This window comes from Aeromicrobium sp. Sec7.5 (genome assembly GCF_036867135.1).
Classification (GTDB): Bacteria; Actinomycetota; Actinomycetes; order Propionibacteriales; family Nocardioidaceae; genus Aeromicrobium.
The window spans coordinates 649,190-665,434 of record NZ_JBAJIJ010000001.1 but is presented as its reverse complement, the minus strand read 5'-3'; the positions used below and the strand labels follow the sequence as shown (position 1 = coordinate 665,434).

Annotated in this window: 17 protein-coding genes and 1 riboswitch; of the genes, 3 read left to right on the top strand and 14 right to left on the bottom strand. The window is 68.9% G+C overall.

Features of this window, described 5'->3' with window-relative positions:
* Positions 1–10: 10 nt before the first annotated feature.
* The 5 genes from V6S66_RS03415 to V6S66_RS03395 all read right to left on the bottom strand — a co-directional run bounded on the left by V6S66_RS03415 (position 11) and on the right by V6S66_RS03395 (position 5,694).
* A complete protein-coding gene (locus tag V6S66_RS03415; RefSeq protein ID WP_334205360.1) occupies positions 11–1,177 on the bottom strand; it encodes a ubiquitin-like domain-containing protein in 1,167 nt (388 codons plus the stop codon).
* Positions 1,178–1,285: 108 nt separating this feature from the next.
* Complete coding sequence (locus V6S66_RS03410) at positions 1,286–2,146, bottom strand: TatD family hydrolase (RefSeq protein ID WP_442885911.1); 861 nt, start codon at positions 2,144–2,146, stop codon at positions 1,286–1,288.
* A gap of 10 nt (positions 2,147–2,156) precedes the next feature.
* A complete protein-coding gene (gene metG, locus V6S66_RS03405; RefSeq protein WP_334205358.1) occupies positions 2,157–3,746 on the bottom strand; it encodes a methionine--tRNA ligase in 1,590 nt (529 codons plus the stop codon).
* Between the two features lie 27 nt (positions 3,747–3,773).
* Positions 3,774–4,601, bottom strand: a complete 828-nt coding sequence (gene rsmI, locus V6S66_RS03400; protein WP_334205357.1) for a 16S rRNA (cytidine(1402)-2'-O)-methyltransferase — start codon at positions 4,599–4,601, stop codon at positions 3,774–3,776.
* Between the two features lie 148 nt (positions 4,602–4,749).
* The gene (locus tag V6S66_RS03395; protein ID WP_334205356.1) at positions 4,750–5,694 is read right to left on the bottom strand and encodes a hypothetical protein; all 945 of its coding nucleotides are present in this window, start codon (positions 5,692–5,694) and stop codon (positions 4,750–4,752) included.
* 228 nt (positions 5,695–5,922) lie between these two features.
* Here V6S66_RS03395 and V6S66_RS03390 point away from each other — a divergent pair, with 228 nt between their 5' ends.
* Together V6S66_RS03390 and V6S66_RS03385 are read left to right on the top strand one after the other, a co-directional pair.
* A complete protein-coding gene (locus V6S66_RS03390; RefSeq protein ID WP_334205355.1) occupies positions 5,923–7,401 on the top strand; it encodes a dolichyl-phosphate-mannose--protein mannosyltransferase in 1,479 nt (492 codons plus the stop codon).
* Positions 7,402–7,429: 28 nt separating this feature from the next.
* A riboswitch (guanidine-III (ykkC-III) riboswitch) is annotated at positions 7,430–7,493 on the top strand.
* Positions 7,494–7,506: 13 nt separating this feature from the next.
* Positions 7,507–7,821, top strand: coding sequence for a DMT family transporter (locus V6S66_RS03385; RefSeq protein ID WP_334205354.1), 315 nt, complete (start codon positions 7,507–7,509; stop codon positions 7,819–7,821).
* A gap of 15 nt (positions 7,822–7,836) precedes the next feature.
* Here V6S66_RS03385 and V6S66_RS03380 read toward each other — a convergent pair whose 3' ends face one another.
* From V6S66_RS03380 to cpaB, 9 genes are all read right to left on the bottom strand, one after another.
* The gene (locus V6S66_RS03380; protein WP_334205353.1) at positions 7,837–8,442 is read right to left on the bottom strand and encodes a TetR family transcriptional regulator; all 606 of its coding nucleotides are present in this window, start codon (positions 8,440–8,442) and stop codon (positions 7,837–7,839) included.
* Positions 8,443–8,473: 31 nt separating this feature from the next.
* Positions 8,474–8,641 (bottom strand): rubredoxin, encoded by a 168-nt coding sequence (locus tag V6S66_RS03375; protein ID WP_334205352.1) that lies wholly within the window; start codon positions 8,639–8,641, stop codon positions 8,474–8,476.
* Complete coding sequence (locus V6S66_RS03370; RefSeq protein ID WP_334205351.1) at positions 8,638–8,913, bottom strand: rubredoxin; 276 nt, start codon at positions 8,911–8,913, stop codon at positions 8,638–8,640. Before V6S66_RS03370 ends, V6S66_RS03375 begins: the two co-directional genes overlap by 4 nt.
* Before the next feature lies 1 nt (position 8,914).
* Positions 8,915–10,207, bottom strand: a complete 1,293-nt coding sequence (locus tag V6S66_RS03365; RefSeq protein WP_334205350.1) for an alkane 1-monooxygenase — start codon at positions 10,205–10,207, stop codon at positions 8,915–8,917.
* A gap of 185 nt (positions 10,208–10,392) precedes the next feature.
* On the bottom strand, positions 10,393–11,268 hold the full coding sequence (locus V6S66_RS03360) for a type II secretion system F family protein (RefSeq protein WP_334205349.1): 876 nt from the start codon (positions 11,266–11,268) through the stop codon (positions 10,393–10,395).
* A 12-nt stretch (positions 11,269–11,280) separates the two neighbouring features.
* Positions 11,281–12,219: a type II secretion system F family protein gene (locus V6S66_RS03355; RefSeq protein WP_334205348.1), complete on the bottom strand. Its 939-nt coding sequence runs from the start codon at positions 12,217–12,219 to the stop codon at positions 11,281–11,283.
* A 2-nt stretch (positions 12,220–12,221) separates the two neighbouring features.
* Positions 12,222–13,616 (bottom strand): CpaF family protein, encoded by a 1,395-nt coding sequence (locus tag V6S66_RS03350; protein ID WP_334205347.1) that lies wholly within the window; start codon positions 13,614–13,616, stop codon positions 12,222–12,224.
* Entirely contained in the window at positions 13,616–14,812 is a 1,197-nt protein-coding gene (locus V6S66_RS03345) for an AAA family ATPase (protein ID WP_334205346.1), read from the bottom strand. The genes V6S66_RS03350 and V6S66_RS03345 overlap by 1 nt, the downstream gene beginning before the upstream one ends.
* Positions 14,809–15,489, bottom strand: a complete 681-nt coding sequence (gene cpaB / locus V6S66_RS03340) for a Flp pilus assembly protein CpaB (protein WP_334205345.1) — start codon at positions 15,487–15,489, stop codon at positions 14,809–14,811. The genes V6S66_RS03345 and cpaB overlap by 4 nt, the downstream gene beginning before the upstream one ends.
* Between cpaB and V6S66_RS03335 the strand changes: the two genes are divergently transcribed.
* The gene (locus tag V6S66_RS03335; RefSeq protein ID WP_334205344.1) at positions 15,443–16,243 is read left to right on the top strand and encodes a lysophospholipid acyltransferase family protein; all 801 of its coding nucleotides are present in this window, start codon (positions 15,443–15,445) and stop codon (positions 16,241–16,243) included. The two genes, cpaB and V6S66_RS03335, sit on opposite strands and share 47 nt — an antisense overlap.
* Positions 16,244–16,245: the final 2 nt, after the last annotated feature.

Genomic DNA, 16,245 nt, shown 5'->3' with positions numbered 1-16,245 from the left:
GGTTGGTCGCTCAGCGGAGCCCCAGCTTCGACGAGCAGTGCGGCCACTGGCCCCAGCCCGAACGCTGCTGCAGGGTCTGGGCGCGCATCGTCTGCTCCTCGGCCGAGGCCTCGGACGGCAGGCCTGAGCCGCCGACGCTCTTCCACGTGCTCGCGGAGAACTGGTACAGGCCGTAGTAGCCGTTGCCGGTGTTGGTCGCCGGGTTGCCACCCGACTCGCACTGCGCGAGCGCGCCCCACACGCCGTCGGGCGCGACACCGGTGGCGACCGGCTTGGCCTTCGTGCCGTGCTTCTCGACCTGGGCGACGGGCGCCTGGACCACGGTGCTCTCGAGCACGATCCGCTCGCGGACCTGGCCGTCGGCAATCACGAGGTCGACCTTCTCGCTGGCCACGCCGGGCGTGCCCGGCGTGACGACCGTGGTCTCGCCCTCGAAGGCGTCCGGGTCCTCCTGGACCTGGGTCTCGAACGGAACCGCGACCTCCTCGGTGCGCTGCTCCTTGACGATGCGGACGACCTGCAGGACGGCGTCGGGCGTGACGAAGGCGTCCTTGCCGAGGGTGACCTCGTCGTCGGCGCCGAGCGTCACGTCGGCCTCGTCCAGGACCTCGTCGACCGTGGGGGCCGACGTCTGGAGCGCTTGCGTCTGGCCGTCGGCGACGACCGTGATGTTCTTGGGCGAGCTGACCACGACGTCCAGGCCCTTGCGGGGGATCTGCGTGTCGTGGTCGTCGGACAGGTAGGCGTCGTCGGTGGTCTCGACACCGGTCTCGTCGAGCAGGTCGCCGACGGTCGGGGCGTACGTGACCTGCTCGCTGCTGGCGCCGTCGACCGTGACGGTCACGGGCTTGGCGTACTCGATCACGACCGGCTGGTCCGAAGACGGCGCCGAGGCGAGGTCGACGTTGACCTTGTCGGAGGCCTTCAGGTCGATGCCCTGGGCGTCCAGGACGTCCTCGACGGTGTCGTCGAAGGTGCGGATGGTCTCGGTCTTGCCGTCGACCGTGAGCTCCACGGTCGTGCTCATCACGGCGTACGCGGCGGCGCCTCCGGAGAGGACCAGGAGCAGGAAGACGTTGAGGGCGATGACCCAGGGGGCCTTCGCTCCTCCGTCCTCCGTGCGGCGGAACTTCGCCGCAAGGTCAGGTCGGGGGAGATGGAGCTGGGGGAAATTCAAGCTGCTTTCCTCGTCTGTTGGCACAACGCTTCACGCGCTCGGTCAGCCGTGCCACCGTAACGACCAATCAGGTCAGGTCAAACCCGGAAGCCTGGATTCTCAGGGTATTCACCGGTTGATGGGCGTGTGGCGAGGCCACGCACCCCCGAAGGCGCGGTCGGTGTTGGCCTCCACCTGGCGGCACAGCGTCGTCAGGTCGTCACCCCGCGTTTCTGCCATGTTTCGCAGGGTGAACGGCACCAGGAACGAGGCGTTCGGACGGCCGCGATTCGGCTCGGGCGTCAGGAACGGCGCGTCCGTCTCGACCAGGATGCGGTCGGCCGGTGTGACCTTGAGCGCATCGCGCAGCTCCGGGGCGTTCTTGAAGGTCACGGTGCCGGCGAACGACAGGAACGCGCCCCGCTCGACGCATGCCGCCGCGAACGCCGCGTCACCCGAGAAGCAGTGGAAGATCGTGCGCTCCGGCAGGCCCTCGTCGTCGAGGATCGCGAGCACGTCGTCGTGCGCGTCGCGGTCGTGGATCACGAGCGCCCGGCCGTGCTTCTTGGCGATCCGGACGTGCGCGCGGAACGAGTGGTGCTGGGCCTCGCGCCCCTCCGGTCCGGTGCGGAAGTAGTCGAGCCCCGTCTCCCCCACGGCGCGGACGACCGGATCGGACGCAAGGGCGTCGATCTCGACCAGCGCGGCGTCCAGCTCACCGGCCTCGGCCAGGCGAGGCGCCTCGTTGGGGTGCAGGGCGACGGCGGCGACGATGGCGTCGAACTCCCGGGCGACCTCCACGGCCCACCGGGAACCCTCGAGGTCGCACCCGACCTGCACGATGCGAGGGACGCCCACCGCAGCGGCCCGGTCGAGCGCCTCGGCCACCTCGATCCGGTGACCTCCTCGGATGCCGACGTCGAGATGGCAGTGGTTGTCGACGACCGGGGCCGGCAAGGGCTCCGGCGCGTCGGGCCAGTGCTCGGCCACGGTCACGTGCTCACTCCTCCGTGAGGTCGATGCGCGGGAACAGGGCCGCCGTCTTGACGATCGGGGTGCCCGCGGGAACCTGGCCCCAGCGGGGCACGTCGGCGATCCGCTGCTCGGCGAGGTCGCCGATGACGGCACCGCCGACGGAGTCCCAGAGGACGGCGGTGGCCTTCGGCATGACGGGGTGCAGCAGGACCGCCAGCGCGCGCAGGCCCTCCACCGTCGTGTTGAGGATCGTGCCGAGCCGCTCGCGCTGCGCCTCGTCCTTCGCGACCTGCCAAGGCTGCTGGTCGGTCACGTAGCCGTTGAGGCCGTCGACGATCCGCCAGATCGCCGCGACGGCGTCGTGGGGAGCGATCGCCTCGATCGCGGCGTCGGCCTCGGCAGTGGCGGTGGCGACGAGGTCGACGATCGCGCGCTCGGCGTCGGTGTGCTCACCGGCGTCCGGCAGCTCGCCGTCGAAGTACTTGCCGACCATGGCGGCCGCGCGCGACGCGAGGTTGCCGAGGCCGTTGGCCAGCTCGGCGTGGTAGCGCGCGCCGATGTCCTCCCACGAGATCGAGCCGTCGTTGCCGAACGTGAGCGCGCGCGAGAAGTAGTAGCGGTACGCGTCCGAGCCGAACGTGTCGACGATCTGGGTCGGGTGGATGCCGTTGGCCTTGCTCTTGGACATCTTCTGCCCACCGACCAGGATCCAGCCGTGCGCGAAGACCCGCTTCGGCGTGGGCAGGCCGGCGGCCATCAGCATCGCGGGCCAGATGATGGCGTGGAACCGAACGATGTCCTTGCCGACGATGTGCACGTCCGCCGGCCAGAGGTCCTCGAAGCGTTGCTCGTCGGCCGCGTCGTCGCTGCCGTACCCGGCCGCCGTGACGTAGTTGAGGAGGGCCTCGATCCACACGTAGAAGATGTGGTCGGCGTCCCACGGCACCGGGATGCCCCAGTCGAACGTCGAGCGCGAGATCGACAGGTCCGTCAGACCGCGCGTTACGAACGAGACGACCTCGTTGCGCGCCGAGGCCGGCTGGATGAAGTCGGGATTCGCGTCGAAGAAGTCGAGCAGCTTCTGCTGGTAGTCGCTCAACCGGAAGAAGTAGTTGGACTCGGTGACGTGCTCGACCCGCGAGCCGTCCAGCTTCGAGATCTTGTGGCCCGCGTCGTCGCCCTCGCCGTCGGTGACGTCGTCGTCGCCGACGAACTCCTCCGAGCCCACGGAGTACCAGCCGGAGAACTCACCCTGGTAGACGGCGCCGTTGTCGTTGAGCTTGTTCCAGAACGCCTGGACGCCGACCTCGTGGCGCTCCTCCGAGGTGCGGATGAAGTCGTCGTTGGCGAGGTCGATCGTCTCGAGCATGGGCTTCCACTCGCGCTCGACCAGGCCGTCGACCCAGTCCTGCGGGGCCACGCCGTTCTCGTCGGCCTTGCGGAGCACCTTCTGCCCGTGCTCGTCGACACCCGTGAGGTACCAGACGCGCTCGCCGCGCTGCCGGTGCCACCGGGACAGGACGTCGCCCATCGTCTGCGTGTAGCCGTGCCCGATGTGGGGCGCGTCGTTGACGTAGAAGATGGGCGTGGTGACGTAGAACGTCCGATCAGCCATGCCGCAATCCTAGTGAGCGGCTCCCGGTCAGGCGTGGGCCGCGTCGTACACGAGGTTCTTGGGAGCCCCGGTGCTCTGCGCCACGGCTGCGATCGCGTCCTTGCGACTCAGGCCGGTGGCCTCCGCCCGGTCGACGAGGTCGGCCAGGACCTCCGGGTTCAGCTCGACCTCGGTCGGCGCGGCGCCCTCCACGACCAGGGTGACTTCGCCGCGCACCCCCTGCTCGAGACCCTCGACCCAGACCACGAGGTCGTGGGTCGTGCCGCGGACGACCTCCTCGTACGTCTTGGTCAGCTCACGACACACCACGGCTCGGCGCTCAGGGCCGAACACGGTGCGCATCGCGCGAAGCGTGGCCTCCGTGCGGTGCGGCGACTCGAAGAACACGAGCGTGCGCTGCTCCTCGGCGACGTCCTTCAGGAAGCGGTCGCGGGCGCTCGGCTTGCGGGGCAGGAACCCCTCGAAGGTGAACCGGTCGACCGGCAGGCCGGAGATCGCCAGCGCGGTGAGCACGGCGGAAGGACCGGGGATCACGCTGACCTCGATGCCGGCCTCGACCGCCTCGGAGACGAGCCGGTAGCCGGGGTCGGAGATGCTCGGCATGCCCGCGTCGGTCACGAGGACCACGGAGTAGCCGACGCGGAGCAGGTCGACGAGCTCCGACGTGCGCGACTGCTCGTTGCCCTCGAAGAACGACACGACCCGGCCGCGGGTCTCGACCCCGAGCTCGCTCGTGAGCCGCGCGAGGCGGCGGGTGTCCTCGGCCGCGATGACGTCAGCGCTCGACAGCGCCGGCCCGAGGCGTCGTGACACGTCCGAGACCTGACCGATCGAGGTACCCGCGAGGATCAACATGCCTGCATCGTGCCATCCACCGTCCCTCCCGCCCGGAGGGGCGGTGAGTCTTCCACCCATACGTGAGGGACGGTGAGTGTTCCCCCACCCCAGCGCTCAGGTGGTGGAGCACTCACCGCCCCGGGGGAGGAAAACACCAGCCGGTCGCTCAGCGGATCCGATCCGGCACACGGAGCCGCGGGCTGCTCGTCGTCCACGCCCAGACCGTCCCGAAGTCGGGCGCCGGGCCGTCGTAACCCTGCGCCACCAAGGCGCGGTGGACCAGGCGCGCCAAGCGCCGCGGGTTGGCCAGGTCACGGGCCGTGAGCCGCAGGTAGCTCCATCCGGCCTCACGGAGTCGCCGGTACCGCTCGATGTCCCACTCGAACTGCCGTGCGTCGAACGCGTGCTGACGACCCTCGTACTCCACGACCAGGCGCCAGTGGCGAAACACGAGGTCCCCGATGGCCAGGAGGTCGGGCCCGTCGGTGATCGGTGCGTTCACCTCTGGCGCCTCGAGACCGGCCGCCCGGAGGAACACGCGCGTGCGACTTTCCGGGAACGAGGCCGATCGGGCGTCCACCCACGGCAGCACGTGCTCGACCATCTCAGCCCCCGGTCTCCACGGATCGAGGGCGGCCGACTCGGTGAGGGCCGCCGCCGTGACGAGCTTCGTGGCGAGCAGCTGGTCGGCGGCAGCGATGGCCCAGATCGGAGGCAGCACCGAAGCCGACTGGACCCAAGCCGCCGAAAGCGTGACGCCGGTCTTGTCGCACGGGGGCAGCTTCACGGTGCGGTGCAGCATCACGCCGACGTACGCGAGATGGAGCTCTCGACCGATCGTGAAGTGGATCACGGGGTCCCCGACGTCGACCCCCGCGACCTCGAGCCGGGTCGTGTGACTGAGCACCGCGTCCTCGGGGACGGCGAGCCGGGCCGCGGCGATCAGACCCGCGCGGTCGAGCTCGGTCGACGCCAGGCGGAAGACGCACGGGTGGACGCGGACGAACCTCGGGTGGTCGAGCATCCGGTCGGTCAATCCTGCTGCGCGAGCCTCCCGGCGGTGGAAGGCCCGGTGAGTCAAGTGGTCGGGGACGCGCGTGGGTCGATGCATGAGTCACACGCTGGTGACGTCGACCGCGGAATCGAAGAGCTGCACCACAGCCGGTGGAAGGCGCGAACCTGTGGATGGCGCCTTCGGGCGGTGAGTGTTCCACCCACGCGGCCCGGGCGGTGAGTGTTCCCCCACCTCAAACCTGGGGCGGGGGAACACTCACCGCCCCCCTGTCCGAGCGTGGAACACTCACCGCCCCTGGGCGGGGGGCGTCGCTAGGGTGATCGGGTGCGACGGGTCGACGAACGCGTGTGGGGGTGGATCGGGCCGCTCGGGGTGGCGCTGCTCGCCTTCGTCACGCGCGTCTGGCACGTGGGCTCGCCCAACCGCCTGCTGTTCGACGAGACGTACTACGCCAAGCACGCGTGGTCGATGCTCGAGGTCGGGTACGCGCGCGACGCCACCGACGGCGCCAACGCCAGGATCGCGGACGGCGAGACGACCCGACTCTTCACCGATCTCCCGACGCAGGTGGCCCACCCCGAGGGCGGCAAGTGGATGATCGCCCTCGGCGAGCACATCTTCGGCCTCGACGGGTTCGGCTGGCGCATCAGCGCGGTCGTCGTCGGCGCTCTCACGGTGCTCGTGCTGGCCCGACTCGTCCGCCGCCTGACCGGCTCGACGTGGCTCGGTTGCCTCGCCGGTCTGCTGCTCTGCGTCGACGGCCTGCACTTCGTGATGTCGCGGCTGGCCCTGCTCGACGGGTTCCTGACCTTCTGGATCGTGTCGGCCGTCGCCTGCCTCGTCGCCGACCGCGACCGGATCGCCCACCACCTCGAGACGAGCCTGCGCTGGCGACCCCTGCGGCCGTGGCAGCTGCTGGCGGGCGTGTGCTGCGGGATGGCGATCGCCACGAAGTGGAGCGGCCTGTTCCCGCTCGCGGTGGCCGGTCTCCTCGTGGTCGGCTGGGAGCTCCTGCTCCGGTGGCGCTCGCCCCTGCGCGACCCCGAGGCCCCCCGAGCCGCCTGGTGGGGGCGGGCCCTGCTGTTCGTGGCCGGCCCCGCGTTCGTCTCGCTCGTCCTCGTGGCCCTCGTCGTCTACGTGGCCACGTGGACCGGTTGGCTGGTCCACCACGAGGTCTACGCCGCACGCTTCGACCTCGGCGACGGCAACCGGTTCAGCCAGCTGTGGCAGTTCCACCTGCTCGACTACCAGTTCCACACCGGCGAGTACCTGTCCGAGCAGACCCACCCGTACCAGTCGGACGCCTGGGGATGGACGATCCTCAGCCGCCCCGTCGCGGTCGACGCGCAGAACGACCTGCCGGCCGCCATGTGCGGCGCGGGCCGCGGCGACTCGTGCATCCGCGTCATCACGCTGCTCGGCAACCCGCTCGTCTGGTGGCTCGGATCAGCGGCCGTCGTGGCGAGTGCCGCGATGTGGGTCTGGGAACGCTCCTGGAAGCACGGCCTGCTCCTGGCGATGATCGCGGCGTTGTGGTTGCCGTGGTTCCGTTTCGACGACCGCCCGATCTTCTCGTTCTACGCCGTCACGATGCTGCCCTTCATCATCGCGGCGATCTGCCTCGTGCTGCGTGACGTGTGGGACACCGCCGGTCCGCTCGCCCGCCGTGTGCTCGTGGGCGGGGTGCTGGCCTACGTCGTCGTGACGGTGGGCCTGTTCTGGTGGTTCCACCCGATCCTGACCGGCGAGACCATGCCCCGGTCCGCGTGGGAGGCCCGCATGTGGTTCCGCTCGTGGATCTGAGCGCCGCCGGCCCCGTTTGCTAGCGTCGCAGGAGCCCGCACGGGCACCCGGACGAGGCGCGTCGTACCCGGCCAGCGACAAGACGATGCTCGAAGGAGCGTCGCCATGCCCTGGATCGTCCTGATCGTCTCCGGAGTGCTCGAAGCCGTGTGGGCCACCGCCCTCGGCCGCTCGGAGGGGTTCACCCGCCTCGCGCCCAGCGTCGTGTTCGCCACGGCGCTCGTCGCCAGCATGGCCGGCCTGGCGTGGGCCATGCGCACGCTGCCGGTCGGCACGGCCTACGCCGTCTGGGTCGGCATCGGCGCGGCCCTGACCGCCGGCTACGCGATGGCCAGCGGCGACGAGACCGTGTCGATCGTGAAGATCCTGCTGCTGCTCGGCATCGTGGCCTGCGTCGTGGGCCTCAAGCTCGCCCACTGAGCAGACCCGACTGATTCAGCCCCGAGCACCCTTGAGGGCGAGCCCGAGGATCCACCCGATGTCAGCGGCCGCCTCGGCCGGGGGCTTCGAGGGCCGGGTGATCGCCGAGAGCACGAGGCGGACGACGGTCTCGACCGCGACGTCGACCTCCGCGTCGGTGAGCGGGAGGTCGAAGGCACCGTCGATGATGCACTGCTTGACCGCAGCTCCGGCGGTCTCGATGATCTCGCCGGACTCGACCGTGAGGATCGCGAGCAGATCGGCATCGTGCTCACCCGGCACCGACCCGACGATGGTGCGGACCAGGAGACTGCGCTCCCCCAGCTCCAACACGCCCTGGCACGCGGCCACGACGGCGTCGACGACATCGGCCTGACCGGCCATGCGGGCCTGCACGACGTCGAGGAACCGGGCGAGCTCACGCATCGCCAGGTGCTCGGCGAGCTGGCGCTTGGTGCCGAGCTCGTTGTGGACCGTCTGCCGGCTGACGCCCACCTCGTCGGCGATGCGCGACATCGTGACCGACGACCAACCGCGCTTGTCGATCTGCGCCTGCGCGGAGTCGAGCAGCCGTTCCCGCAGCTGACCCTGCACGGAGGCCCGGAACGTCGCGACGGTCATGCCGTGACCGTACCCGGCGCCCGGTCGCGCATCAGCCGACCTGGGACATCGCGAAGTCGACCTTCGCGGCGCCACAGTCGGGGCACGTCCAGTCGTCGGGGATGTCCTCCCACTTCGTCCCGGGCGGGAAACCTTCCTCCTCCCAGCCCTGGGCCTCGTCGTAGACGAATCCGCACTGCTGGCACTCCCAGATCTTCACGCCTGCTCCTCTTCCTTCTGCCGCTCCAGCTCGGCCCGCTGACGGGCGAGCGCCTGCTCGCGGGTCTCCTGGCTGATGACGTTGCCGTCCTGGTCGTTGCGCACGAACTCCTCGATCGGCAAGAAGTCGACCTGCTCGCGCACCCCGCAGTCCGGGCAGGTCCAATCCTCGTCGACCTCGACGAACGGGGTGCCGGCGGGCCAGCCCTCGCGGGGGATGCCCATGGACTCGTCGTAGACGAACTCGCAGTTGGGGCAGATGAACTTCGCCATGTCAGACCGTCACCTCCTCGGGAGCCTCCTGCGGCGGAGTGGCGCCGAACCGGGCGTAGTACTTCTGCTTCATCCGCGGGTGCACGTTGGCCTGCGTGATGTCGCCGTCGTAGTGCCCGAGCACGCGCTCGTCCATGACCTTGCGCCAGATCTGCGGGACCCAGGTGGCGACGATCATGCCGGCGTAGCCCGTGGGCAGCACCGGGGCCGCCTTGAAGTCGCGCAGGGCCTGGTAGCGGCGTGTGGGGTTGGCGTGGTGGTCGCTGTGACGCTGCAGGTGGTAGAGCAGCACGTTGGTGCCGATGTTGTTGCTGTTCCACGAGTGCGACGGGTTGACCCGCTCGTAGCGGCCGGACTCGAGCTTAGCGCGCTTCATGCCGTAGTGCTCGAGGTAGTTGACGCTCTCGAGCAGCCAGATGCCGAGCACCGCCTGGATCAGCAGAAAGGGGAAGATCTGCCAGCCGAACGCGGCCATCGCGAAGCCCCAGAGCAGGACGGTGAACATCCAGGCGTTGATGAGGTCGTTCTTGAGGCTGTAGGGGGACTTCTTCAGGCGCGCGAACCGCTTCTTCTCGAGCCCCCACGCGCTGCGCAGGCTGCCGAGCACGGTGCGGGGCATGAACTCCCAGACCGTCTCGCCCATGCGGCTCGACGCCGGGTCCTCGGGGGTGGCGACGCGGACGTGGTGTCCGCGGTTGTGCTCGATGTAGAAGTGGCCGTAGGCGGTCTGCGCGAGGGCGACGCGGGCGAACCAGCGCTCGAGCTCCTCCTTCTTGTGGCCGAGCTCGTGGGCCGTGTTGATGCCGATGCCGGCCACCATGCCCATGCCCGTGGCCAGGCCCACCTTGTCGTACCAGGTGAGGTTCTCGGCGATGCCCGGCAGCACGGAGGCCGCGAACGGGTCCCACCCGAAGAGCGTGCCGTTGCCGAGCAGGAAGCAGCCCCACAGGAAGCCGGCGATCTGCAGCGGGATGAACGCGAACGTCACCCAGCGGTAGTAGCGATCCTCCTCGAGCGCCTCGATGAGCTCGTCCGGCGGGTTGTTCGGGTCGAGGCCAGCCACGAGGTCGAACAGCGGGATCAGCACGAACACGAAGAACGGGCCGAAGTACCACCAGACGTGCCACTCGGTGGCGGCGACGAGCCCCCAGATCATCATCGGGATGAGCGGGATGACCGCCCCCATGATCCAGAGGTAACGCTTCTTGTCGGTCCACTCGATCTTCTGACCGTCGACCACGGCTGACACCGTCATGTTGAACTCCTCGGCTCGCTTGACACCAAGGTATGACATGTCAAGCAACTTGACAAGTGTGTGTGATCTGTCAACCACGTCCCACCCGGTGGTTGAGGTGCGAAGGCGCTCTGGCGCCTGAGCCTCGAAGCCACCACCCCTCCGCAACGCGCCTGAACGACACAGACCCGGACCCACCTCCCTCACGGGATGGGCCCGGGCTGTGCCCCCGAGGGAGCGGGTCTTCAGCTCCGCGCGTAGGCGGAGACGATAGCTGGGCCCAGCACGATGATGAACAGCACCGGCAGGACGCAGAGCATCAGTGGGATGAGGATCTTGACGGGCACCTTCTGGGCCGCGGCCTCGGCCCGCATCTTGCGGGCGTGCCGCAGCTCGACCGCCTGGCTCCGGACGACCGACGCGATCGAGATTCCGTACTCCTCCGCCTGCACCACGGCCCGGCAGAAGTTGCGAAGATCGTCGACCGTCGTGCGGTCGGCCAAGGCGTTGTAGGCCTCTCGGCGAGCCAACCCGACCGTCATGTCCTGCGTGAGTCGCAGGATCTCGTCAGCAAGGGGCCCCGTGTTCCGCTCGGCGGCCCGAGCCAGGGCCTGCTCGAAGCCCACACCGGCCTCGATCGAGATCACGATCTGGTCGAGGAGGTCCGGAAGCTCCTTCTGAATCAGCAGCTGTCGCTTGGTGGCCATGTTGTGTACCAACAGATCGGGCACGAAGTACCCCAGCGGCACCATGACGACACCGACGAGCACAAGGGCCAGACCTCCGTTCGACAGCATGGTCAAGAGGAAGAACACCCCGAACGCGAGACCGATCGGCTTGTACAACACGACCTTGTCGAGGGACCACGAATCGGGCCGGCCCGCGAGCACGAGGTTGCGCTCGACCTTGTCGAGCAGCGTTGGGGGCGTCAGGCTGGCGAGCCAGCCGCGCGGCAGGCGGTTGACCGCCATGACCCGCTTGCCGCCGGGACTCGGTTCGTCGCGGACGGCGAGCTCACGAGCACGGCGCTGCACAGCGCCGTCGGCGGTCGCGACGACTCCCAGCCCCACGGCAAGCGCCGAGAGCGAGCCGAGCAACAGGACTGCAGCGATCAGAATCACGACATTCCCTCCTCAGAATTCGATCCGGACGATGGACCTCATCCAGAAACCGCCCAGGACGTAGGCCACGAGACTTCCTGCGAGCAGACCCTTGCCGATACCGGAGTCGATGAACACCGCCATCTGCTCCCCCGCCACCAGTGCGTAGTAGCCGCCGATCAGGACGGGCAGCACCATGAGGATGATGGCGGAGAGCCGTCCCTCGGCCGACAGGGACGTGACTTGCATCCGGATGTGCTGTCGGTCGCGGATCGTCGCCGCCACCTGGTCGAGGATCTCGTTGAGGTTGCCTCCGGTCTCCCGCTGAGCGCCGATCGCTGCCCCGACCCAGCGGAAGTCCTCGCTCTCCATGCGCATCGCCACCTCGTCGAGTGACACGAGCAGGTCACGCCCCACTCGCGTCTCGTTGACGACCCGGGCCAGCTCAGGGCGCATGGGGGCGTCTGCCTCCTTCGCGACCGCGTCGAGTGCACGCGGGAAGCTGTGACCGGCGCGCAGCGAGGCCGCGATCATCTGGAGCGTCCCCGGCAGCTGATCGGAGAACCGGCGCCGAAGCCGCCCCGTGCGCCACCGCACGGCGAGCTTGGTCGCAATCGGGACGGCGACGGCAAGCAGCAGCCCCACCACAAGGCTCTTCAACAGGACCAAGCCGGCTGCGATCGTCACCAGCGCGCCGCAGCCCATGAGGATCACGAGGTTCGAGACCGGCATCGCGATCCCGGCCAGGGCCAGCTCCTCAGCGGTGAACAGCCGTCCGTTGCTTCTCTTGACTGCGGTGTCGACCTTGGTCTCGACCGCTGTCGCCATCCGGTTCAGCATCGTGGGCTGCTCGACCACGGCGTAGGCCGCGACGCGTTGACGATCGACCCGCCGGACCGGCGCACCGGCCACAGCGACCCAGAACGACGTCAGTGCCCCGACGATCAGCAGACAGGCCATGAAGATCAGCATGCTCACCACCCCCCGTTGTCCGCGAGATTCGCCAGATCGAAATGAATGCCCTCGTCGACGAACCGCTCACTGAACCGAGGGCGGACGCCGGTGGGCTTCGCCTGCCCCAGGAACTTTCCGTGCTCGTCGACACCGGCGGCAAAGTTGAAGGTGAAGATGTCCTGCAGCACCACCGTGTCGCCCTCCATCCCCAGAACCTCGGTGACGTGGGTGATGCGGCGGCTGCCGTCGCGAAGCCGGCCGATCTGCACGATCAGGTCGACTGCCGAGGCGCCCTGCTCGCGAATCGCCCGCAGCGGCAGGTCCATCCCAGCCATCAGCACGAGCGTCTCCAGCCTCGCCATCGCGTCGCGAGGGCTGTTGGCGTGCAGCGTCGAGAGCGAGCCGTCGTGGCCCGTGTTCATGGCCTGCAGCATGTCGAGGGCCTCACCGCCGCGCACCTCGCCCACCACGATGCGATCGGGTCGCATCCGCAGCGAATTGCGCACGAGATCGCGGATCTTGACCTCACCCGCACCCTCGATGTTCGGGGGGCGACTCTCGAGCCGCACCACGTGCGGCTGCTGGAGGTTGAGCTCCACCGCGTCCTCGATCGTCACGATGCGCTCGCCCGGCGGGATGAAGCATGACAACACGTTGAGCAGCGTCGTCTTGCCGGTGCCCGTACCGCCGCTCACCAGGATGTTGAGCTTCGCCAGCACGCACGCTTCGAGCAGGCTGGCCATCTGCTCGGTCATGCTGCCGAAGCGCACCAGGTCGCTGACCTGCAGGGGCGTCTTCGAGAACTTACGGATCGTCAGGGAAGACCCGTCGACCGACAACGGCGGGATCACCGCGTTGACGCGTGATCCATCGGCCAGGCGCGCGTCGACCAAGGGGGACGACTCGTCGACACGCCGACCGATGCGCGAAACGATCCGCTCGATGACCCGACGAAGATGGTCCTCTGAGGTGAACCGCGACGACGAGAGCGTGAGCTTGCCATTGCGCTCGACGTAGACCTGGTCGAAGCGGTTGGCCATGATCTCGGTGATGCTGTCGTCGTTGAGCAACCGCTCGAGCGGACCGAGGCCGAGAGCGTCGTTCTCGACGTCGCGCACCAGCCGGCGGCGCTCGTCCGGCGAGAGCAGCTGCTGGTCCTCCTCGATGATCTCGGTCAGCTCGTCGCGCACGATCTCGTGCAGCTGTTCCTCGGTCAACGAGGAATCATTGACTCGCGATCCCAGCCGCTCGAACAAGATGCCCGAGGTCCGCACCTTGATCTCGGCGAAGGCCTCGTTGGCAGCCGACATCGCGGCGATCGATCCGTCGACGTCCGGCGCGTCCTCGACGTCCACGGCCTCGAGACGTGCCGCGCTGATCTCGCGGGCATTGGCCAGGCGATCACTGAGGGCCATCAGGCCACCTCCAGCCGCTTGTGTCCGGGCTTGGACTCCATCTCACGAGCGCGGTCGAAGATCCGCTTCGCGAGGTGGCGGATCGACTTCACGAACGGACCATTCTTCATGACCGTCAACGCGGGCACTCCACGATTGGCTGCGGCCTGCACCTCCGGCATACGCGGCAGCACGATGTCGGCCGGCAGGCCGATGACCGCCTCGACGTCCTTGATGCGCAGCCCAGATTGCTTGTCAGCGAAATTGACAGCCACGTACTTCGAGGCCGGCAGCAGCGCCAGCTCACCGAGCAGCTCCACGGCCTTGCGCACGCTGCGCAGACAGGCCATGTCCATCGTCGTCACGACGATCGCGTCATGGCTCACCTCAAGAGCGGCCAAGGTTGCGTCGTCCAGTCCTGCCGCAGTGTCGACGACCACGTACCGGAACTGCGACTGCAGCTGACGAATCAGCTCGGCCACGTCCGGGCCCGAGACATTGTCGTTCGCAGCGGGCGACTCCGCGCCGCACAGCACGTAGAAACCCTGGTCGTGGACCGTCAAGAAGGTCTTGAGCAACAGACTGTCGCGCCCACCGGCCTTGAAGGCGTCCTCGAGGGTGTGGGTCGGTCGCAGATCGAGCACGGTCGAGACATCGCCGAACATCAGGTCGAGATCCACCAGCACGACGTCCATGGGCGACTGCTCGGCCAAGGCGACCGCGAGGTTGACCGAGATATTGGTCTTGCCCACACCGCCCTTGGGCGAGAGGACCGTGATGGTCCGCGAGGTGAAGTCGACGGGCTGCGCGACACGGGTCGCCACGACCCCGGAGGCGTCGGTGCCGGCTTGCGCGCTGAGCGTCGCCCGCAGGTTCGCCAGGAACGTGGCGTCATCGAGTGACGGCGCGATGTCCCGGATGCCGGCGCGCATCGCCTCGATCAAGATCGACGCCTCACCGCGCGACACCAGGATCATGACGACGTCCGATCGGACCGCATGGACCTCGGCGGCCATCGAGATCGATCGCTCGACCGGGATCTCATCGGTGAAGACCATGACCCCCGGCAGCTGGGACGCGTCCATGCCGCGCAGCAGGCTCACGCTCGGGGAGGCGACGGTCGCCGCACTCAGCGCGACGACCCGATACCCGATGGCGGTCCCGATGCGGTCGGCGACCTCGTCGTCGCTGCCGACCACGAGCACGATGCCGATCATGGGGCCACGTCCGTCAGGTCAATCGTCCCCGGGCTGTCGCTGGTGGTCGTGTCGTTCTGCAGGGTCAACCAGACCGTGCCGAACTCAGATGCGTGCACGATCTGCTGGGCCTGGACGGTCGTGACGGCGAGGGTCACGAGCACTCCTGTGGCTGTCTCGGATCCAGCCACCCCGGTGTCGACCTTGAGCACAAGCATCTGATTGAGGGGATTCGAAGTGACCGGTCCAGCCTGGTACGACGTGAACACGCCGACGCGATCCCCGGCCTTGACGGCGCCGCCGACAAGACGGGCACCGTCGACCTGGATGGTCAGCTGCTGCATGCCATCGGGCAGCGCAGCCGGCCCCTTGACTGACTCCGGTGCGTCGAACTTGGCCTCCGACAGCTGGTCACCGGCCACGAGCGCGACCGTCGTCACCTGGCTCTCGAGATCGTCAAGGGACGTCAGGGCGCCTGGGATCTGGACCGACTTGGGCACCTTGACGAGCTCGACCTTGTCGGCGATCTCCGAGACCGGTGTCTTGACGGCGATGTCCTCCGTGGCCTGCAGGACCTCGACGGTCTCGGTGCCCTCGAGGGCACGATCATCAGCGTTGTTGGCGTAGACGACGAGCGCCACGACGGCCAGCATGGCCAGCACAGCCGCGACGAGAATCGCGATGACTTGCTTCTTCATCTCTGCTCCCTCAGATCTGAAGTGGAACCGCCGGCGTCTCCCTACGCAGGCGGGGCGACCGGCTCGGCCGGTCTGGGACCGCAAGGTCCCGGCGAAGACTGAGGGGGGGGGGGGGGGGGGGGGGGGGGCGCCCCCCCCCCCCCCCCCCCCCGCGGCCGGCGCCCCGCCCGGGCCGCCCCCCCGCCTGGTGCGGTTCATGGCCAAGCGGTCCCTGTTCGGCCGGGGACCCGTGGGCTGGGGCATGCGACGTATGGGCCACATCCCGGTCGACCGGACGTCGGGAGCCGTGGCCTACCGGCGCGCCCGCCGGTGGCTGGAGCGCGGCGACGTCGTGGGCGTCTTCCCCGAGGCGACGATCAGCCGCTCGTGGCTCGTGAAGCCACTGCGGCGGGGGGTGGCCGCGCTCGCGATCGAGGCCGGCGTACCGATCGTGCCCGTCGTGACGTGGGGCGGGCACCGGATCCTCACGGTCGACGGCCACCGCAGCCTGCGCCGGCGGATCCCCGTGACGATCCGCGTCGGGGAGCCACTGACAGCGGCCGCGGGAGAAACGGCCGAGGAGCTGACGGCCCGCTTGCAGGACGCCCTGGCGGCGCTGCTCGACGCGGCGATGGACGCCTACCCGGACAGCCCGCGTGGCGACGACGACCGGTGGTGGCTCCCGCACGATCGCGGCGGGACGGCCCCGGATCCCGAGACGGCCCACGCGCTCGACATCGCGGCAGTCGCCCGCATCGGCGACAGCCTCGAGTGAGC